This window comes from Bacteroidales bacterium, assembly GCA_016707785.1.
Taxonomy (GTDB): domain Bacteria; phylum Bacteroidota; class Bacteroidia; order Bacteroidales; family UBA4417; genus UBA4417.
The window spans coordinates 18,062-37,603 of the sequence record JADJGZ010000021.1 but is presented as its reverse complement, the minus strand read 5'-3'; the positions used below and the strand labels follow the sequence as shown (position 1 = coordinate 37,603).

The window sequence follows — 19,542 nt, the reverse complement described above, 5'->3', positions numbered from 1 at the left end:
AAATCGAAACACGTGCTCTCTAGGCGCAACCATATGGCAGGATTATCGTTGGTGTTCCAGCAGCCATATAAGATGGGAGTCGTTTTGTTTTTCATCCTGTTTCTTTTTACACAGTGTAAACAATCTCCTAATACAGAATCTTCTGATTCATTGCAAAATGATTTGGAGAAAGGGGGATCAATGCAAAAAGCGAAATGCCTATGATAGTGCAATCGTTTTTTATACAAAAGCAACAGAATTTTATTTCAAATCCAATACCTGGGATAAATGGGTCCAGGGTGTTAATGGTATTGTTGATTGTTACCGTTTCAAACCAGATATCAAGGAAGCCACGCGTGCTCTCGATAAATGGGATAGTATTGCCCGAAATAAAATCAGTGTCAGGAGTATTGAGTATTCAAGTTTGATCCAGAAACGTGCAATTCTGCTTTCTGAAGATGGTGAATATGAAAAATCAAGTTCCGGATTCCAGCAAGCTTTAAACCTACGACTCAGCCTGGGTATTAAAAAAGATACTGCTGTGGCCCTCATCTACAATGGAATGGGCACCAATAGTTATTACCTGGGGAATTATGATGAGGCTTTTACTTACTATACCAAAGCAGTAAAAAGCTATGATAGCCTTGGGATGAATAAAACAGTGGACTATGCAATGTTTATTCAAAATGTTGGTATTATCCATGCTTTGAGGGGAGAATTTGATGAAGCCATGGAACTTTTCCAGCACTCTCTCCTACTAAATACATCCATCCTGGATAAAAATGATCCTAAGCTAGCCCTGGTTTATTTAAATATTGGACGATTATTCAATTTGATTGGGAAAGATGAGAAGGCCCTTGAAGTGCTTACTCAATCAGAAGAAATCTTCAAATTGAAAGACAAGAAATCCTACAAACTTGCATCTATTTATCTGAATATTGGCGCTATATATGTTAATAAGGCGAATATTGAGAAAGCCCTCTCCTATTATAACAAAGCACTGGCAATTATTCAATCCAGCCCGACAGGTAATCAGTCGGACTTGATTACTGCATTGCTTAACCTTGGATTTATCTATGAAAAAAAGGGAGATTTCACTGCAGCCAGTAATTACTACCTGGAAGGACTTAAGATTGGTGAAAAACGTCACAATTCTGTTAAAATCCTCAGGGGGCTAGCAAATATCAATTTCCTGCAAGTAAAGAACAAGGAAGCCGAAATCTTTTATGAAAGAGCGATCAACAGCAGTGTTCAGTTAAACGGTCCTGAACATCCGGAAACAGCCCTCACCTATTTTAAATATGGTGAATTTTGCTCTATTACAGGAAACAATGCAAAAGCTATTAAATTCCTGAATCAAGGATTGAACATTTACCTGAAAGCTTATGGAGAAAAAAGCAGGGATGTTGGATATGCCTATCTTTTTATTGCCAATTTTCATGAAAGGAATAAACAATACCGTCTTTCGCTTGACTATTTCCAGAAAGCACTCATTTCCGGTTTCGCAAATTTCAGCGATCCTGACATTCTTAAAAATCCAAGTCCAGAAAAAAACAACCTGAATTATATCCAGCTGAACATGCTTTCAGGAAAAGCGTCAGCTCTCTTCTCACTGTACAGATCTGAACCTAAACGCCTGGATTATCTTTATTCAAGTGCTGCTACTTATGATCTTTCACTGGAACTTATGGAAATGCTCCGTTCCTCATACCAGGAGGAAGACAGTAAACTTCTGATAGCGGGAAGTGAAAAAAACACCTTATTAAATGCCATCAAGGTACAGGTTGAACTGTACAATCAAACACATGACAAAAAAGCGATTGAAAAAGCATTTATCTATTCAGAAAAGGGGAAATCTTCAGTCCTGCTGTCCTACCTGAGAGATATGGAAGCTAAAGATCTGGGGAAAATCCCTGATAAACTGAGGAAACTTGACAGTCGCCTTAAATCAGATATTGCTTTTTATAACAAGCTGCTCTTTGATGAAGGTACTAAACGAAATGCCAACCAGGATAAGATTAATCTCTGGAATACAACCATTTTTGAATTAAGCAGGCAACATGACAGTCTGATTAAAGTAGTAGAAACTCAATACCCTGCATATTATAATCTCAAATACGATAACTCTGTAATCAGTATCAACAATACCCGTAAGAGGTTAAATCCAAACCAGGCCCTGGTTGAGTTTGCATTGTCAGATTCAGTGGTCTATACCTTTGCTGTTAACCATGATAGTTGCAATTTATTTGTAAGAAGTCTGGATTCAACATTTTATAATAACCTGAAAACGATTAGGGAGATGCTGATCGGGAAATCCTTCAATAACTATTCACCTGAAGATTTTCAATCCTTTACAAAAGCATCCAATAATCTGTATAAAGTATTACTTGAACCCGCAGAAGCGATTATTAAAGGCAAGGACCTGATTGTTGTTCCTGATGCTGATCTTGGCTATCTTTCATTTGATATTTTACTCACCAAACTACCGGAACCAAAAACAAAAGGCTACAGAGGGCTTTCATATCTTATTAAACAGTCACCCATAAGCTATGCTCCATCTGCCACTGCTTTATTTGAAGGTTTCAGGAATCCCGAAGCCAATACAAATCATAAGGTGCTTGCTTTTGCCCCAACCTACGAAAATATCAAAGGAGTAAAGGTTGAAGAACTTTTAAGAGGAAAAACATATAGAGATTACCTGCTTCCTATTCCCGGAGCCCAGGTAGAAGTACAAAACCTGAAAAAGATATTCAAAAGTAAAGTATTTGAAGGGGATGAAGCTACTGAAGGTAGTTTCAAGAAAAATGCCCGAAACTATTCCATCCTTCACCTGGCGATGCACACGATCATCAATAACAATAACCCGCTTTATTCGAAGCTGGTATTCTTCCATAATGCCGATTCTACTGAAGATGGTTTATTGAACACCTCCGAATTATTCGGGATTCAGCTAAATGCAGACCTGGCAGTACTTAGTGCCTGTAATACCGGAACCGGCAAACTTGAACAAGGGGAAGGTATTATGAGTCTGTCGAGAGGCTTCTTTTATGCCGGAGTGCCCAGTATCATTATGACCTCATGGGCTGTTGAAGACCAGTCAGGCGCCGAATTGATGAGTTCATTCTATAAATACCTGGCAGAAGGTAAGCCCAAAAATGAAGCCCTGCGACTCGCCAAACTGGATTACCTGGAAACCTCTGATCAATTAAAATCTCATCCACATTTCTGGGCTGCTTATATGAATATCGGTGATATTTCCCCGATTAAAGATCTGAAAGCCCCTACTTCAATATTTATCTATATTCTTTATTCCGTTATTGGCCTTATCCTCATTGGAGCTGCAGGTTTTATTTATAAACGAAGACGATCAGGATAACAGGCTTTCAGGACGTATCCTTTTTCTTAATTTTGCAGTAAAATACCTCTCGTGTTAAACACATCCCTTCTGGAAGTAAAATTAGGCTTTGACCAGGTCAGAAGTCAACTTGCATCTCATTGCCTGGGTGCACCCGGAAGAGAACTTATTTCAGCGATTGGATTTATGCAAGATTATGATTTGATTTTGCAGGAACTCAGTGTAGCTGATGAGTTCAGGACCATGATGATCACAATGCCCGGATTTCCTGCAGAAGAATATGCTGATTTACGTCCCGAACTCATTTCAATCCGAATTCCGGGATCCTACCTGGATGTGGAATCCATGCTTCTTTTAAAATATTCCTATTTCTTTTTTGCAGAAAGTATTCTGTTTATCCGAAAGCTGGATGTTTCTCAGTTCCCTCACCTGATTTCCATTATTGATGGGTTTTATCCCGATGAACGGATTATTTCAGAAATAAACCGAATTATTGATGAGAAAGGAGAGATTAAGGATAATGCCTCTTCAGAGCTTAGTAAAATCAGGAAAGATATATCCTCTCAGTTAAAACAGGTTGATAAAAAAATTGCCGTGATGCTGAACCAGGCAAAAACACAGAAGTGGGTGGGTTCAGATGTGGAAATTGCTGTGAGGAATGGCAGGCTTGTAATTCCGGTTCCTGCAACGAATAAAAGAAAAATCAACGGAGTAATCCATGATGAATCAGCCAGTGGACAAACAGTATACCTTGAACCCACAGAAGTGTTTGAGCTAAACAATGGAATCAGGGAACTTGAACTGGCTGAAAAAAGAGAAATCATCAGGATACTGACGCAATTCGCTGACTTCCTGAGACCCCGGTTGGAAGAGCTGATACATAGTTATGAATTGCTTGGGAAAATAGATTTCATCAGGGCAAAAACACTTTTTGCTCTGGAGATCGGCGCCAGCAAGCCTTTACTTTCAAACCGGCCTTCATTTTCATGGCGTGAAGCCAGGCATCCCTTGCTATACCTTTCCCACCAACGTCAGAATAAGACAGTTGTACCTCTTGATATTCACCTTGAAGAAGAGAATCGAATCCTGATCATTTCAGGTCCCAATGCCGGCGGGAAATCTGTTTGCCTGAAAACCGTCGGATTGCTTCAATACATGCTTCAATGCGGATTATTGGTACCCATGCGTGAAACGTCTGAAACAGGGGTTTTCTCTTCTGTCTTTATTGATATAGGGGACCAACAATCGATCGAAGATGATTTAAGTACCTACAGCAGCCATTTAGTGAATATAAAAAAGTTGTTGGAACAAGCCAATCCGACCACTCTCTTCCTGATCGATGAATTTGGATCCGGTACTGAACCTCAGTCAGGAGGCGCCATTGCTGAAGCTGTATTGGAAGCACTCAATGAAAAAAAGGCTTTTGGAGTGGTTACTACACATTATGCCAACCTCAAGTTGTTAGCAGGTAAAGGAAATGGATTTATCAATGGTGCCATGCTTTTTGATACAAGGCTTATGAGGCCTCTGTTTCAATTGAAAATTGGAAAACCAGGCAGTTCTTTTGCCTTCGAAATAGCTGGAAATATTAAATTCCCGGAATCCGTGCTGAAACATGCAGGTGAAAAACTTGGGCATGCTCAGCTTGATTTTGATAAGCAAATCCAGGAACTGGAATCTGAGCGGTCAGAAATTCTTTTAAAAGAAAAACAACTGCACCAGGCTGATGAGATGTTAAATGGGATCCTCAGTAAATACAAACAACTCATAGAGGAACTTGAGACCGGGAAAAAAGATATCCTGGAAAAAGCCCGGTCTGAAGCCCGGAATATGCTTGAAAAATCAAATAAAATCATTGAAAAGACCGTCAGAGAGATCCGTCAATCACAGGCTGATAAAGACAAAACCCGGGAGTTAAGGGATGAATTGAAGGAGTTTTCTGCACAAATAGAAAATGTTACGAGTCCAAAAATAGAAATCCCTCAAGCTCTGGCGCCAGAATCTCTGGTCACAAAAAAAATTCATCCTGATCAATTCAGGATTGGGGATCAGGTTACTATGGAAGGCCAGCACGAAGCAGGCGAATTGGTGGAAATCACCATGCATGATGCTTTGGTTGCCTTTCGGACAGTGAAACTACGGGTAAAGCTGGAGAAGCTCGAACTTGTAACCCAGCAACGAAAACCTGTGCAGGCAAAGAAAAGCCTTGCCTACAATAATATGGTGAATGACCTGAATGCCCGCATTGCTAACTTCAGGTTAAAAATCGATGTTAGGGGTTATCGGGCAGAAGAAGCCCTGAATATGATTCAAAAATATATTGACGAATCAATCATGCTTCATGTACCAGAGGTAAGCATCCTCCATGGTAAAGGCAATGGTATACTCCGTCAGACCATCAGGCAATACTTGCAGGGAGTTCCCGAAGTAAAGGGATTCGCTGATGAGACCCTGGAAATGGGTGGCTCGGGAATTACACTTGTTCGGTTTAGGTACTGATGAATCTCAAAGTAAACTGCTGATTGCCAAAAAATCTTCTTGTAACCAAATATTCACAACTCAATCTCAATACTATGAAAGCCAGATACCTCTTTATCACCACTGTATGCCTTTTTACTTTGTTCATATTTTCTTGTTCATCCCCAAAAGGAGAACAGTCGAATAAGAATATTATCACTCTAACCCAGGATAATTTTGATTCTGAAATTCAGTCAGGCGTTATGCTGGTTGATTTCTGGGCTTCCTGGTGTATGCCTTGTAAAGCAATGGCTCCTGTGATTGATGAAATAGCAGGACAAACGAAAGGGAAAATAAAGGTAGGAAAAGTAGATGTTGATGCCCAGGGTGAACTCGCCAACCGTTACCGCGTGCAGGGAATCCCAAATTTCCTCATTTTCAAGGATGGTCAGGTTGTAGAAAATATGGTTGGAATACAATCAAAGGAAGCATTGATTCAGGCACTTGAACGTCACATCAAGTTACAGTAATTACCTTTTTTCTGTAAACAGATTTATTCATCCGCATTGAGTAAAGACCTTTGACTTCCGGAAAGGGAAGCAATTACAAGTTGATAGGATAGATCGATCCATTCAATTAGTTTTGCATCCTCAATACTTCCGTCAATATTCACTGTATTCCAATACTTCTTATTCATATGGTAACCAGGGAGAACGCAGGGATATTGTTCCCTTAGTTCCAAAACCAGATCAGGGTCGCATTTTACGTTCATAGCCAGATCATCCTTTAAATCAGTAAGAAGGAACATTTTCCCTCCTACTTTGAAAACAAGAGTAAACTCATCAAAAGGGAAGCTTTCTGTGACACCTTTTTTTGACAGACAATAATCACGGAGGATTTCGATATTCATATTTCAAATAGTGCTACTTTTACGTTTACATAATTAATCAGATCTTCTTCGATCTTACATTTACTTGTATCTACCTTAATACTAAGCCACTAGCTGATAAAAGTGGTTAAATTCCATAAACGACTTCCTATCAATTTAAAGATTAGCATGGAAGCCAACAAGACTTACACAAATATAAGTAATTAATATCAGTCACTTTTTCGTCCTGCAATTGAACCACCGATCCACAATAAATTCAGCACTAATAGCAGCAATATCCACAATGAGAACTATACCATTTACAGTTAAAAAAGAAAGCAGTCCAGATCTCAACTGCTCATCTTTCTGCAAAGTAAAGTATCTCCTCACTTTTCTTTTGGTAGGTTTGTTAGTCTTACCAAAACTTAATGCTCAGGAATCCCGTGAGATTGATAGCCTGCAGGAAGTCCTTTCAAAGAAACTTGATCCGGAGAAAAGAATTGCAAGCCTCTATGCCCTTGGGAAAGCCTATTTTAATGCTTCTGACTACCGGAAAGCCCTGGAAACCGATCGCAAACTAATTGAAGTAATTAGTAAATCCGGGACACTTGCAGATTCAGCAAAGGCATTCCGTCATATTGGACTGGTGATGCTGGAAATGTCATGGTACGATGAATCCCTGAATTACTTTATGAAGGCACAAGCCCTGTATGGTGCTTTAGGTGATTCAGCCAAGCAGGCAACCAGCCTGATGAATGTCGGTATTGTTCACGACTGTCTTGGCAATACTCCCATGTCGCTGACCTATTACAACAAAGCCCTGGACTATTTTACCCAGATCAGGGACGAATCAGGAATTGCAAACTGCAAGTTGAATATAGGCATATTACTAACCAAACAGAAACAGTTTGAAAAGGCAAGTGAACACTTTATTGAAGCATCTGAGATATACAAGAAAACCAATAACATGGCCTATGTAGGAGCTTCTTATATCAACCTGGCTTTAGCACTAAAAAACCAAAAGAAGTTTGACCTGGCATTGGATTATCTGAATAAATCCTTTGAAATTTTCACCAATCTTAACGACAAGCTACATATTGGTTATTACCATGTGAATATAGGAGAGCTATTACTGCAACTTAACAGGCTTGATGAGGCAAAGCCCCATCTTGATAAAGCCAGGGAACTTGCTGAGGATATGGAAGTAATGGAGTTGAAAGTCCGGTCATATGAATTCCTTTCTGATTATTATGTGAAAAGAAAAGATTTTAAGGGAGCATATGAAATGCTATTGAAATCAAAAACTGTCAATGACAGCACGCTCAATGCCGAAATGGTTAAAAAGGTTTCCCAGATTCAATATCATTATGAAATCGCGAAGAGGGAAGCTGAGAATGTTCAACTGGTAAAGCAAAATCTTCAAAAGGAGCTTAAGCTGACGCAGAGGACTACAATGGTATACATCCTGATTGCACTGCTCCTGCTTATCGCTGTTGTCGTAGTAATATTGCTGCTCTGGAACAGGTCAAAGCATAAAGCCAATCTTCAGCTTGAGGCAAAAAACCGGCTGATTAATGCTCAAAAGGAAGAATTAATCAAGCTAAATGCTTCAAAGGACAAATTCCTTTCATTGCTGGCACATGATATAAAAAATCCCTTAAGTGCAATCCTGGGCATTAGTGACATACTTCGTACTGATTATGCGGAATTGAAAGAAGAAGAGAGGATGGGATTTATCAATGACATCCATTCATCGTCTTCCAACCTCTTTGAAATTGTCACAACCCTACTTAACTGGGCTATTTCTCAGAATGGGATGATTTCACATCAACCTAAAGAATTTGACATCAATACCCTTTGTCACAACTCGGTGAACAGGCTTCAACCAATTGCCAAGCTCAAGGATATTAGCCTATATCATGAATCCAGCCTTGAACATAGTGCTTTTGCTGATGATAATATGATTATGTCTGTAGTGCAGAATTTGCTGACCAATGCGATAAAATATTCCTACCGTGGCGGAAAAATTACGGTAAAGACTGCTGAATCAGAAGGTATGGTTGAAGTTGCAGTGATTGATGAAGGAACAGGCATATCTGAAGAAAATCAATCAAAACTATTCAGGTATGATATGCTTTATCGTAGTAAGGGAACTACGGGTGAATCAGGCACCGGCATTGGGCTTATCCTGTGTAAGGAGTTTATTGAACGAAATAATGGTAAAATCTGGGTGGAAAGTGAAATTAATAAAGGAAGTGCATTCAAATTCACGCTGCCAGCCTCCAGCAACTAAAAAACCCAGCTCCTGAAGCCGGGAAATAAAAAAATCAGGAGCTTCTCCATTTCTCTAATTATCAAGAAGAAAGCTTTTAAAGCAGAAGGCATACCTATGCTGTGAATCCACAAATAGTCATTTTATGTGATTATCTTTGTATTTTAGCCGCTTCATGGAGGCGATTGCCGGATGACAAAAACGAATACAAATTAAAAAGGATATTATGTCATTAAGCCAAAAATCAACTGATCTAAAGCGTAGAATGCGTGAAGCCTTAAGGGGTGGAGGCGAGAAGGCCATTGAAAAACAGAAAGCCACCGGTAAGCTTACCGCTCGTGAACGTATTATCGCTTTACTTGATCCAAAGTCATTTCATGAATATGATCTCTTTGTAGAACATGCAGGTCGTGATTTTGACATGAGTGAAAAGTACCTTCCGGGTGACGGTGTGGTTACCGGAACAGGAACCATTAATGGCTACGCTATATGTGTTTTTGCACAGGATTTCACTGTAGCCGGTGGTTCATTGGGTTATATGCATGCCAAGAAGATCACAAAGATCATGGATCATGCTATGAAATTAAAAGTTCCCCTCATTGGAATCAATGATTCCGGTGGTGCCCGTATTCAGGAGGGTGTTAATTCCCTGGCAGGTTATGGTGAAATTTTTTACAGAAATACTCAATCATCAGGTGTAATTCCACAGATTTCCGTGATCCTTGGTCCCTGCGCCGGAGGAGCTGTTTATTCTCCTGCCCTTACAGACTTCGTTTTTGTGGTAGACAAAATTTCAAAGATGTTTATTACCGGACCAGAAGTTATTAAGACGGTACTTGGTGAAGAAATCTCAATGGAAGAACTCGGTGGTGCCAGGGTACAGGCAGAAATTACCGGGAATGCCCATTTTTATGCAGAGAATGAAATTGAATGTTTTGAGCAGATAAAACAACTTTGCAGTTATATTCCATGGAATAACACTAAAAAGGCGGATTCATTTCCGAAAAAGCCCCCCAGGACAAGGCAATTCAATATTGATAAACTATTCCCTACCAACTCCCGTCAGCCTTATGACGTGAAGGATATTATCCGCTCCATCAGTGATGACTCCGATTTCTTTGAAGTTCATGAGCGCTGGGCTGAGAATATTGTGGTTGGTTTTGCCAGAATGAGTGGAAACACTGTTGGATTTGTGGCCAATCAACCCCTGGTTCTGGCAGGTGTGCTTGATGTGGACTCTTCCGATAAAGCGGCAAGGTTTATTCGCTACTGTGATGCTTTTAATATTCCTTTAGTTACGCTGGTTGACCTGCCAGGCTATTTGCCAGGTGTTGACCAGGAGCACGCCGGAGTAATCAGGCATGGTGCCAAAGTACTCTATGCTTACAGTGAAGCTACTGTTCCGAAAATTACAGTCATTACCCGCAAAGCTTATGGTGGAGGATACATCGCAATGTGCTCAAGCCATCTACGGGCAGATTTTGTATTTGCCTGGCCTACTGCAGAAATTGCTGTAATGGGACCTGAAGGCGCTGCCAACATCATTTTCAGAAATGAAATCAAGGATGCAGAAAATCCTGAAGAGATGCGCAAAATGAAGGTAAAAGAATATAAGGATAAATTTGCAAATCCTTATGTTGCTGCAGCCTATGGTTATATTGATGCCGTGATTGAACCGCAGGAAACCAGGGATATGGTAATCCATGCCCTCCATATTTCAGCTGATAAGATCGTGACGACCCCTACTAAAAAGCATGGAATCCCACCATTCTGATGCATTTCCCGGAATCAGCTATTCCTGTTTCTCATAGTGAGAGGAATAATGCATCCCTCTCCTACCAATAGTTTATGATCATTATGGATCTTTAAAGATTATGGTTATGGAAGAAAAACCAAAAGATGCCGTAGATTCAGCAATTGTGCCTGAATTGAAAGAAAAAGATATTATGCAGACCCTTATTATTGAGGATGTAAAATATAAAACCCGGCTAAACAAAAAATTTCTCACCCGCAAACCGTATCAGCCGGCTAACCCTAAGGAAATCAATTCATTTATTCCTGGTACAATCGGAAATGTTTACACTAAAAAGGGAAAGAAAGTTAAAGCAGGTGAAAAGTTACTGGAATTGGAAGCAATGAAAATGGTCAACACCATCTTTGCTGAATTTGATGCTGTTATTCTGGATATAATGGTTAAACCAGGGGATTTGGTTTCGAAAAACCAACTCTTGCTCAAATTTAAATAGAAGGTTTACCAATTACAGGCAATAGATGGGCATACTCCTTATTTGCCTGTTCGATGAAATCCAGAATTTCCATCTTTCCTGCACCATTATGAGAAGATGTTGTAAAAGTGGGAGGTAATTCCTCCCACTTTTCTTGTATATAGGCTTTAAATGCACCAATGGTATGCTGAAGTTTATTTTTTGATAGCTTATCTGCCTTGGTAAAAACTATACAACAAGGGAGCCCTTTCTCTCCAAGCCAATCAAGAAACCGGAGGTCCTTTGCCTGGGGCTCAAGCCTGGAATCAATTAACAGAAAAGTATAGAACAAGCTCTCCCTGCTTTCCAGGTACTCCCGCACCATAGCATCCCATCCCTTTCGCTTATCTTTCGAAATCCGGGCATATCCATACCCGGGAAGGTCGACAAGGTACCAGGATTCATCAATCAGAAAATAATTAAGCAGTCGGGTTTTCCCCGGATCGGCAGACGTTCTGGCCAGGTTACCGATGCCGGTAAGCATATTTATTAATGATGATTTCCCCACATTAGACCTTCCCACAAACGCATATTCAGGAAATCTGACGGGTGGGCAACCCGCATAATTCGCTGCACTGATCGTAAAAACGGCTTTCCTGATCTGCATCTCTCTGGTTTTTTAATATCCTGACCGGGTTTAACGGCAATATAATGGTATTCTTTAATAGAAACCACTCATTCTGTCCCTAACAATCCGAGATTGTAGTATAAAAAAGAATCAGCAACTACTTTCCCGACGGAACATTGATGTGCCTGTCTTTTTTAAAATCGTAAATATCATCAATGGTTACCAAAATCCCGGTTTCTTCAACATCTCCGAAATGATGATTCAGTGATGTTCCGAAACAAAGCATCGTTGATGAAAGGTTCATATAAGCATTTACCAGGGGAGGGATATTTTCCTTGTATTGACGGACTCCTTGCACCATTAACCGGTAATCTTTATCAAAAGAGCCTCCGTTAAAAAAGGCCTTGAGATCATGCTCAGGAGTTTGGATAACAAATGGAACTTTAGGAAAAACTAATTTTTGGGGATCACCGAAATACATCTGCATGAAGTACAATATCAGATCCCTTGCCTGTATATTGAACTGCGGATACATTGTGATTTTCCCGAAGAAATATTTAACATCGGGATTTTGAACCACAATGGCACCTAATCCGTTCCAGATATTGTCGAGAGCATACATTCCTTTACGAAGGTCAACAGTGGGCTGGTAGGCAGGTTGAACGAATGAACGGCCTAATTCAATTGTGTAGGGAAGATATTCAGAAACAAATTGGTCAGAAAGGGAAAAGAGCTCAGTAGTAGGAGTATCAACCTGCCCATCAGGGCGAATCTTCAGATCTTTCCCGTGGATAAAACGGTAACCACCGATAATTTCAAGTTCCCTGGGATTCCAGACTAATAGTTGTTTAAAGGAAATATCATCGTTTGTATCAAATTCATCCAGATCACAATCAAGCCCGGTTCCTCCTCCGGCTTCCCGGAAGGTAATTTCCCGTAATCGACCTATTTCCCTTGTGACATTGGGTGCATTCTTGTGATTGACAATAAAGATTTCATTGTTTCCACTATTGGTAGCTTTAACAAATTTATCAGCAGTCAATTCCTTTGCAAGAATCTCTTTGTCAACCGGGGGAATTACATCTTTAACCATCAGCTATCATTGAATTAATTAAAATTTAAAAGTAGCAAGCGGATCCATCTCCAACTCATACACATGCTTTTTCAGTAATTGGGCCCATTCAACATCCCTGTATTTCTTATCAAAAATTTCAAAAGAGATAGGATTACCGAAAGATATAGCTATTCTCTTGTTTTTTTGCTTGTACATTTCATCAACCAGGTAAAGCATCTCCAGGTTTGCTTTGATTCCCAGGACATTTCTCCACCATGCAAGGTTATAAAACCAGTCGGAGTTCCTTCCATCTATAAAGGTCGGTATAATATCCCTCTTATGAGCCCTGGCTTTGGAAATTACACTCTTTTTCCATTCCAGGTCACAAATCACCCCCTTCTTCTTCCTGGAACACAAGCCTGCAGGGAAATACAATATTGCTTTATTAGAAGCATATGTATCATCAATGAGCCTGACGTTGCCTGAATTACTGCCATGCTTATTGATTGGGATAAAGAGTTCACTTAGGTTTCCAAGATTCATCAACAAATCGTTCACGGGAAAAAGGATATCTCTCCTCACTTTCCCAATAGCCCACATGAGTGCCATCCCGTCAAGCCCTCCAAGCGGGTGATTGGATGCAGCAATCCACCTCCCGTCAACGGATAAATTATGGAGACCATTCACTTCAATCCGTGCACCAAAATTCGACAAAACCCTATCCAGGAAATCAACCCCAAACAGATGCCTGTTTTCACAAATAGCCTTATTTAATTCCTCCTGGTGGATGATCCTTTTCAGGTAATTAAGGACAAATCGCGGTATTACCTTAAGTAAATGAGGATTCTTGCTGGAAATTACTTTCTCAAGATTGATCAAATCGTTATGGGTATTCCCGTTCTCAGATAAATCGTCCATCATTTTGAAACAGAAGAAACAGGCTCAACAGAAGCCATATATATGCAAAATTAATAAAAAACAATCAGTTCTTAAAACCAATCATTGAGTATTCCATCCGAAAGACATCAAATTATTGAAATATTATTCTCTATAACACAATAATATCAATATATTCAAAATAAAAACCTTACCAAATGCCTCATACAGCGCTTTTTTTTGATATATCCCTTAATGAACAATACCTCTGTGTATTGTTAATAAAAAAAAGTGGTGACAAGTGAGAAAAAGTGGGAATTCTGAATTATTTTTACATCGGTTTTAAAACTATAATATGTTATCTCTGATTGCTGGTCATGATTGCACTTTGGATGCGAAGGGCAGGGTTCTCCTGCCTGGTTCGTTGAAGAAACAACTCATGCCGGTAATTGACCAGGGATTTGTTATCAAAAGAAGCATGTTTCATCCCTGCCTGGAAATATATCCCAGGCCAGTATGGGATAAGCAAATGAAATTGATTGGCAAGCTAAACCGCTTCATCAAGAAGAATAACGATTTTGTTCGCCTGTTCATGGCCGGTGTCCGTGAAGTGGAACCCGATAATTCCGGACGCATTCAAATACCCAAAGACCTTGTGGTATTTGCAGAACTCAAGACGGATATCGTTCTATCGTCGCTTTCGGAAATTCTGGAGATCTGGGACAAACAGAAATATGAAGCTCATTTCAATAACAGCGAAGGAATTGACAAAGAAGCACTTGCTGAGGATGTGATGGGTGGTATCTCCGTGGATGACGAATGATCCGGGCTTGACTGCTGAATATACCTTACAATAATACCGGATTGAGGCATCGATTCTCAATGAATCTACCTGATCACATTTTAACTGCATATGTACCACAACCCCGTCATGCTCAATGAATGTATCGAAGGCCTGAATATCCGGCCCGATGGGGTATATGTTGACCTGACTTTTGGAGGTGGCGGCCACTCCCGAAAAATCCTTGAAAACCTGAATGAAAATGGCAGGTTGATAGCCTTTGACCAGGATGCTGACGCACAGGCAAATTCCTTGAAAGATCCACGCTTTCTGCTCGTCGATCAGAACTTCAGGTATATGCTCAATTTCCTGAGGTATCATCATGCTTTCCCGGTGGATGGCATTCTTGCGGACCTGGGTATATCATCACATCATATTGATGAACCTGACCGCGGATTTGCCACCCGCTTTGATGGGCCATTGGATATGAGAATGAACCGAAAGCAGGAACTCACCGCGGCTACTGTCATCAATACCTATTCAGAAGAAAAACTCAAAGAACTCTTTTTCACATATGGTGAAATCAGTAATTCAAGGCAACTGGCTGCCAGTATAATCCAAGCCCGAACTGAACCTATTACTACAGTTGAAAGGCTTCGGTCAGTTATCACACCGCTCATCCCGGGGAAAATAGAAAATAAATACCTGGCACAGGTGTTCCAATCCATCCGGATAGAAGTAAACGATGAACTTGGAGCTCTAGGCATCATGCTCAAACAAACTCCTAAAGCACTCAAGGTTGGAGGACGGTTGGTGGTGATGTCATATCATTCCCTGGAAGACCGCCTGGTGAAAAATTTCATTCGGACAGGCAATCTTGAGGGAAATCTTGAAAAAGATTTTTTCGGGAATACCTCAACACCCCTGGAATCAGTGAACAGGAAAGCATGGGTCGCCGGACCGGAGGAGTTGAAATTAAACCCACGATCCCGTTCAGCAAAATTGCGCATAGCAATAAAGATCAAAGATGGAAACAACGCATAATACAATTAAGCAGGAAGAAGAACCTTCGACACAGGCGGAACCAAAGCCTGAAGAGAAGAAAAAGAGCCGGAACAAATTCCTGGTGCTCCTTGAAGGTTCGTTTCTCACCCGTGAAAAAGTGATCCGGCAGTTGCCCTTCCTGGTCATCATTACCCTGATGGGTGTTTTTTACATCTTCAATTCAAACTATGCTGATAAGCTGGTTATTCAGATCAACAACACAAAAAAAGAACTCAAGGAACTTCGATACAACTATATCAATACCAAATCAAAACTCATGCAAGGTTCGAGACAGTCAGAATTAGTAAATCGCCTTGCCTCAAGGGGTGTAAAAGAATCGATGGTTCCACCCAGGAAGATCATCATAGAAGAAGCAAACTAAAAAAGTGCATAACGAGATGGAAAACAGAAAAGACATATTATGGAGGGTATACCTGGTGTATGCCTGTATGTTCCTGTTTTCAGTAGCCATTATCGGACGCCTGGCATACATCCAGTTCGTACAAGGCGAAATGTGGAAAGAGAAAGCCAATAAACTCTCCCTGAAATACTTCAACATTGAAGCCACAAGAGGAAATGTTTTCGATGCCAATGGTGAGCTTCTCGCCACCTCAATTCCCATTTTTGAAGTCCGGATGGATGTTGCATCACCCTTAATCAGCGATAGCGTTTTTGACCGAAATGTTGACTCTCTGTCCCTCTGCCTTTCAGGCTTGTTCAAAGACCGTAGCCGCAAAGAATACCGTTCAATGCTTCAGAAAGGCCGAGATCAGAATAACCGGTACCTGCTAATCAGGCGGAGTGTGAACTTTGAGCAACTTAAGAAACTCAGGAAATTCCCCATTTTCAGAAACAAGGGGAATTCAAGCGGATTAGTTGCAGTAGCAAGGAATAGAAGGGTTCTTCCTTACCAGCACCTGGCCTCCAGGACAATTGGATGGGATAAAGAAGGAAGAAAGAATGACCTCGGCCTGGAAGGTGCTTACAGCGAAATGCTGGAAGGAACCAGTGGCAAAAGATTATACCGACTGATCGCCAATAAGAACTGGAGTCCGATAAATGATGAAAATGAGGTAGAACCCCAGGATGGAAGTGATATCATAAGTACAATTGACATAAACCTTCAGGATGTCGCAGAAGAAGCCCTCTTAAGGCAATTGGAGGCCAATGACGCCCATCATGGGTGTGTTATCCTGATGGAAGTAAAAACAGGTAATGTAAAAGCAATTGCCAACCTGGGGAAAAACAAAGAAGGTTTCTATGAAGAGACCTATAACTATGCGATTGGTGAAAGCACAGAACCCGGTTCCACATTCAAGCTGTTTTCCTTGCTGGCAGCCCTCGAAGATCAGAAGATCAAGTTAACTGATATGGTTGATGTTACCGGGGGGATCACAAAATTTGCCAACCGGACCATGCGTGATTCACACCTCGGTGGCGGTGTAATGAGCGTTCAGCAGGTGTTTGAAAAATCGTCCAACGTTGGAGTCTCAAAGCTAATTTATCGCTGCTATTCTGATAAACCTCAAGCTTTTATCGACAGACTTCATAGCTTTTCCGTGGCAAAACCGCTGGGACTGGAAATTCCCGGGGAAGGCACTCCACGCATAAAAGGAACTGAGTCAAAAACATGGTCAAAGGTATCCTTACCATGGAAATCCATCGGTTATGAAGTAGCTCTGACACCTCTTCAAATTCTAGCTTTTTACAATGCCGTTGCCAATGACGGAGTGATGGTGAAGCCACATTTTGTAAAGGAAATCCGGAACCTCGGCAATTCCGTCAAAGTGATCCAACCAGAGATTATCAATTCCAGGATCGCATCCAGGGAGGCTATTACGCAGGCAAAGATCATGCTTGAAGGTGTAGTTGAACATGGTACCGGAAGCGCCTTGAAGAATCCTATTTATAAAGTTGCCGGGAAAACAGGTACAGCACAGATAGCACAAAATGCAGGCGGTTATAATAAATCGGACTACAAAGCTTCTTTTGTAGGATACTTCCCTGCACAACAACCGAAATACTCCTGCATAGTAGTCATAAATAATCCTTCCAAAGGAGTCTATTACGGGGGAGCAATCTCAGCACCGGTATTCAGAGAAATTGCCGACAGAGTCTATGCCACAGATCCCGGGATGGGATTGAACTGGGCGGACTCTGTGAGGAATACCTATGCCATGCCTGTATCATCCGGAATGGGAAAAGACCTGGCTTACCTGTATAAATGGATGGGAATCCCGGGAAGTGCCATACCCTCCACTGATTGGATAGTAACAGAATCAGACAGTACAGGACAAAAACTTGCCACTTATAATCCAAAGGTTAAATCCATACCAAATGTTACCGGGATGGGCGCCAGAGATGCTGTCTATCTACTTGAAAAACTTGGACTAAGAGTAAAACTATCCGGGTTTGGATTAGTAAGAAAACAATCGCTGTTACCTGGGAAAGAGATTAGCCCTGGAGAACAGATTGCACTGGAATTAGGGGTGTAATATTAGTAAAAACAGAAAAAACTGATTGAAATCAATAGATGAAAAAGCTGAATCTCATAATTGATGGTGTGGAAACCCTGGAAATGACCGGGGCAGATCCTTCATGCCTGGTGAGAGATATCAGCTTTGATTCCCGGAAAATCCAGCCCGGAACCCTGTTTATTGCTATTAAAGGCTTGCACACTGATGGACATATATACATCCAAAGTACCATTGAAGCCGGCGCCTGTGCCATTATCTGTGAAGTGCTGCCTGAGATCATCATTGATTCAGTCTGCTATATTAAAGTTCCTGATAGCAGTAAAGCGTTGGGAATCATAGCATCCAACTGGTTCGGCAATCCATCGGCCAAACTAAAACTGTTAGGCATTACAGGCACCAATGGAAAAACTACCACCGTTACATTGCTTCATCAGCTATTCAGGCAATTAGGATATCATTCAGGAATCCTTTCAACCATCAAGAACAAGATTGACGAAGAGGAAATTCCTGCAAGTCACACTACTCCTGATGCCATCCAGTTAAACGAATTGCTTGCCAGGATGGTAGAAAAGGAATGTAAGTATTGCTTCATGGAAGTGAGTTCCCATGCTGTGATTCAAAACAGGATTACAGGTTTGCAATTTGCCGGAGGCATTTTCTCAAATCTGACCCATGATCACCTGGATTTCCATAAAACATTTGAAGCTTACCTAAAGGCAAAAAAGCTGTTTTTCGATACACTAAGCCCGGAAGCATTTGCACTTACCAATATCGATGACCGCAATGGACGGGTGATGATTCAAAATACAGCTGCCAAAAGGAAAACCTATAGCCTTCTCAGCCTTGCCGATTTCAAAGGCAAGATCATCGAATCTCCATTGCATGGACTTCATATGGAATTTGATGGAATAGCGGCCTGGTGCAGACTGGTTGGACTTTTTAACGGTTACAACCTGCTTGCTGCCTATTCAGCTGCTGTCTTGCTGGGCGAAGACCCAACCGAAGTTCTCACGATTCTGAGCAACCTGGGTTCTGTTGAGGGTAGATTCGATTATCTCAGGAGTCAGGAAGGAACTGTGGGCATAATTGATTACGCCCACACGCCCGATGCATTGAAAAATGTACTGGACACCATCCATCAACTCAGAAAAGGCAAAGAAACGCTTATTACTGTTGTTGGTTGCGGAGGCGACAGGGACCGCAGCAAGAGGCCAGTGATGGCAAATATTGCATGTTCAGGAAGTGAGAAGCTGATACTTACCTCTGATAACCCAAGATCTGAAGATCCGGCTGAAATATTGAAAGAAATGCTGGTCGGATTGGATGCCAATCAGCTAAGAAAAACCCTGGTAATAACCGACCGGCATGAAGCCATCAAGACGGCAGTGATGATGTCGCAACCCGGTGATATCATACTGGTGGCAGGGAAAGGCCATGAGAAGTACCAGGAAATTGCAGGTGTAAAATACCCCTTTGATGACAAGAAAATTTTAGCTGAACTATTTAATCTGTAATAAACAGGAATGATCATAACAACGACGTAATCA

15 protein-coding genes are annotated in these 19,542 nt (G+C 41.0%); 11 read left to right on the top strand and 4 right to left on the bottom strand.

The genetic code is table 11. The annotated features are described in order from the left end of the window. Positions 1–157: 157 nt before the first annotated feature. From IPH84_12755 to trxA, 3 genes are all read left to right on the top strand, one after another. Positions 158–3,355: a CHAT domain-containing protein gene (locus IPH84_12755; GenBank protein ID MBK7174075.1), complete on the top strand. Its 3,198-nt coding sequence runs from the start codon at positions 158–160 to the stop codon at positions 3,353–3,355. A gap of 51 nt (positions 3,356–3,406) precedes the next feature. Further along, on the top strand, positions 3,407–5,833 hold the full coding sequence (locus IPH84_12750; GenBank protein ID MBK7174074.1) for a Smr/MutS family protein: 2,427 nt from the start codon (positions 3,407–3,409) through the stop codon (positions 5,831–5,833). Between the two features lie 74 nt (positions 5,834–5,907). Then, the gene (trxA, locus tag IPH84_12745) at positions 5,908–6,321 is read left to right on the top strand and encodes a thioredoxin (GenBank protein ID MBK7174073.1); all 414 of its coding nucleotides are present in this window, start codon (positions 5,908–5,910) and stop codon (positions 6,319–6,321) included. Between the two features lie 23 nt (positions 6,322–6,344). Here the strand turns inward: trxA and IPH84_12740 are convergent, their stop codons facing one another. Next, complete coding sequence (locus IPH84_12740; GenBank protein ID MBK7174072.1) at positions 6,345–6,701, bottom strand: MmcQ/YjbR family DNA-binding protein; 357 nt, start codon at positions 6,699–6,701, stop codon at positions 6,345–6,347. A 262-nt stretch (positions 6,702–6,963) separates the two neighbouring features. On the opposite strand from IPH84_12740, the gene IPH84_12735 reads away from it, so the two are divergent. The 3 genes from IPH84_12735 to IPH84_12725 all read left to right on the top strand — a co-directional run bounded on the left by IPH84_12735 (position 6,964) and on the right by IPH84_12725 (position 11,177). Then, positions 6,964–8,952: a tetratricopeptide repeat protein gene (locus IPH84_12735; protein ID MBK7174071.1), complete on the top strand. Its 1,989-nt coding sequence runs from the start codon at positions 6,964–6,966 to the stop codon at positions 8,950–8,952. A 205-nt stretch (positions 8,953–9,157) separates the two neighbouring features. Continuing rightward, positions 9,158–10,705 carry an acyl-CoA carboxylase subunit beta gene (locus IPH84_12730; GenBank protein MBK7174070.1) on the top strand — a complete coding sequence of 516 codons (1,548 nt, stop codon included), beginning with the start codon at positions 9,158–9,160 and terminating at the stop codon, positions 10,703–10,705. 172 nt (positions 10,706–10,877) lie between these two features. Beyond that, a complete protein-coding gene (locus tag IPH84_12725) occupies positions 10,878–11,177 on the top strand; it encodes an acetyl-CoA carboxylase biotin carboxyl carrier protein subunit (protein ID MBK7174069.1) in 300 nt (99 codons plus the stop codon). Here the strand turns inward: IPH84_12725 and IPH84_12720 are convergent. From IPH84_12720 to IPH84_12710, 3 genes are all read right to left on the bottom strand, one after another. Beyond that, positions 11,170–11,802, bottom strand: coding sequence for a YihA family ribosome biogenesis GTP-binding protein (locus IPH84_12720; GenBank protein MBK7174068.1), 633 nt, complete (start codon positions 11,800–11,802; stop codon positions 11,170–11,172). The genes IPH84_12725 and IPH84_12720 overlap by 8 nt on opposite strands. 118 nt (positions 11,803–11,920) lie before the next feature. Further along, a complete protein-coding gene (locus IPH84_12715) occupies positions 11,921–12,856 on the bottom strand; it encodes a GNAT family N-acetyltransferase (protein ID MBK7174067.1) in 936 nt (311 codons plus the stop codon). An 18-nt stretch (positions 12,857–12,874) separates the two neighbouring features. Continuing rightward, positions 12,875–13,738 (bottom strand): 1-acyl-sn-glycerol-3-phosphate acyltransferase, encoded by an 864-nt coding sequence (locus IPH84_12710; GenBank protein MBK7174066.1) that lies wholly within the window; start codon positions 13,736–13,738, stop codon positions 12,875–12,877. Between the two features lie 310 nt (positions 13,739–14,048). On the opposite strand from IPH84_12710, the gene IPH84_12705 reads away from it, so the two are divergent. The 5 genes from IPH84_12705 (at position 14,049) to IPH84_12685 (ending at position 19,509) form a co-directional block, all read left to right on the top strand. Further along, entirely contained in the window at positions 14,049–14,516 is a 468-nt protein-coding gene (locus IPH84_12705; protein MBK7174065.1) for a division/cell wall cluster transcriptional repressor MraZ, read from the top strand. A 90-nt stretch (positions 14,517–14,606) separates the two neighbouring features. Further along, positions 14,607–15,518: a 16S rRNA (cytosine(1402)-N(4))-methyltransferase RsmH gene (rsmH, locus tag IPH84_12700; GenBank protein MBK7174064.1), complete on the top strand. Its 912-nt coding sequence runs from the start codon at positions 14,607–14,609 to the stop codon at positions 15,516–15,518. After that, positions 15,502–15,900, top strand: coding sequence for a hypothetical protein (locus IPH84_12695; GenBank protein ID MBK7174063.1), 399 nt, complete (start codon positions 15,502–15,504; stop codon positions 15,898–15,900). Before rsmH ends, IPH84_12695 begins: the two co-directional genes overlap by 17 nt. Positions 15,901–15,916: 16 nt before the next feature. Further along, positions 15,917–18,013, top strand: a complete 2,097-nt coding sequence (locus IPH84_12690) for a transpeptidase family protein (protein MBK7174062.1) — start codon at positions 15,917–15,919, stop codon at positions 18,011–18,013. Positions 18,014–18,051: 38 nt separating this feature from the next. Next, positions 18,052–19,509, top strand: coding sequence for a UDP-N-acetylmuramoyl-L-alanyl-D-glutamate--2,6-diaminopimelate ligase (locus IPH84_12685; protein ID MBK7174061.1), 1,458 nt, complete (start codon positions 18,052–18,054; stop codon positions 19,507–19,509). Positions 19,510–19,542 lie beyond the last annotated feature (33 nt).

What these genes read in the sequence shown, in the direction of transcription:
- IPH84_12755 (MBK7174075.1), top strand. Translation starts at nt 158, where the DNA reads ATGATTTGGAGAAAGGGGGATCAATGCAAAAAGCGAAATGCCTATGAT.
- trxA (MBK7174073.1), top strand. Translation starts at nt 5,908, where the DNA reads ATGAAAGCCAGATACCTCTTTATCACCACTGTATGCCTTTTTACTTTG.
- IPH84_12740 (MBK7174072.1), bottom strand. Translation starts at nt 6,701, where the DNA reads ATGAATATCGAAATCCTCCGTGATTATTGTCTGTCAAAAAAAGGTGTC.
- IPH84_12735 (MBK7174071.1), top strand. Translation starts at nt 6,964, where the DNA reads ATGAGAACTATACCATTTACAGTTAAAAAAGAAAGCAGTCCAGATCTC.
- IPH84_12730 (MBK7174070.1), top strand. Translation starts at nt 9,158, where the DNA reads ATGTCATTAAGCCAAAAATCAACTGATCTAAAGCGTAGAATGCGTGAA.
- IPH84_12725 (MBK7174069.1), top strand. Translation starts at nt 10,878, where the DNA reads ATGCAGACCCTTATTATTGAGGATGTAAAATATAAAACCCGGCTAAAC.
- IPH84_12720 (MBK7174068.1), bottom strand. Translation starts at nt 11,802, where the DNA reads ATGCAGATCAGGAAAGCCGTTTTTACGATCAGTGCAGCGAATTATGCG.
- IPH84_12715 (MBK7174067.1), bottom strand. Translation starts at nt 12,856, where the DNA reads ATGGTTAAAGATGTAATTCCCCCGGTTGACAAAGAGATTCTTGCAAAG.
- IPH84_12710 (MBK7174066.1), bottom strand. Translation starts at nt 13,738, where the DNA reads ATGATGGACGATTTATCTGAGAACGGGAATACCCATAACGATTTGATC.
- IPH84_12705 (MBK7174065.1), top strand. Translation starts at nt 14,049, where the DNA reads ATGTTATCTCTGATTGCTGGTCATGATTGCACTTTGGATGCGAAGGGC.
- rsmH (MBK7174064.1), top strand. Translation starts at nt 14,607, where the DNA reads ATGTACCACAACCCCGTCATGCTCAATGAATGTATCGAAGGCCTGAAT.
- IPH84_12695 (MBK7174063.1), top strand. Translation starts at nt 15,502, where the DNA reads ATGGAAACAACGCATAATACAATTAAGCAGGAAGAAGAACCTTCGACA.
- IPH84_12690 (MBK7174062.1), top strand. Translation starts at nt 15,917, where the DNA reads ATGGAAAACAGAAAAGACATATTATGGAGGGTATACCTGGTGTATGCC.
- IPH84_12685 (MBK7174061.1), top strand. Translation starts at nt 18,052, where the DNA reads ATGAAAAAGCTGAATCTCATAATTGATGGTGTGGAAACCCTGGAAATG.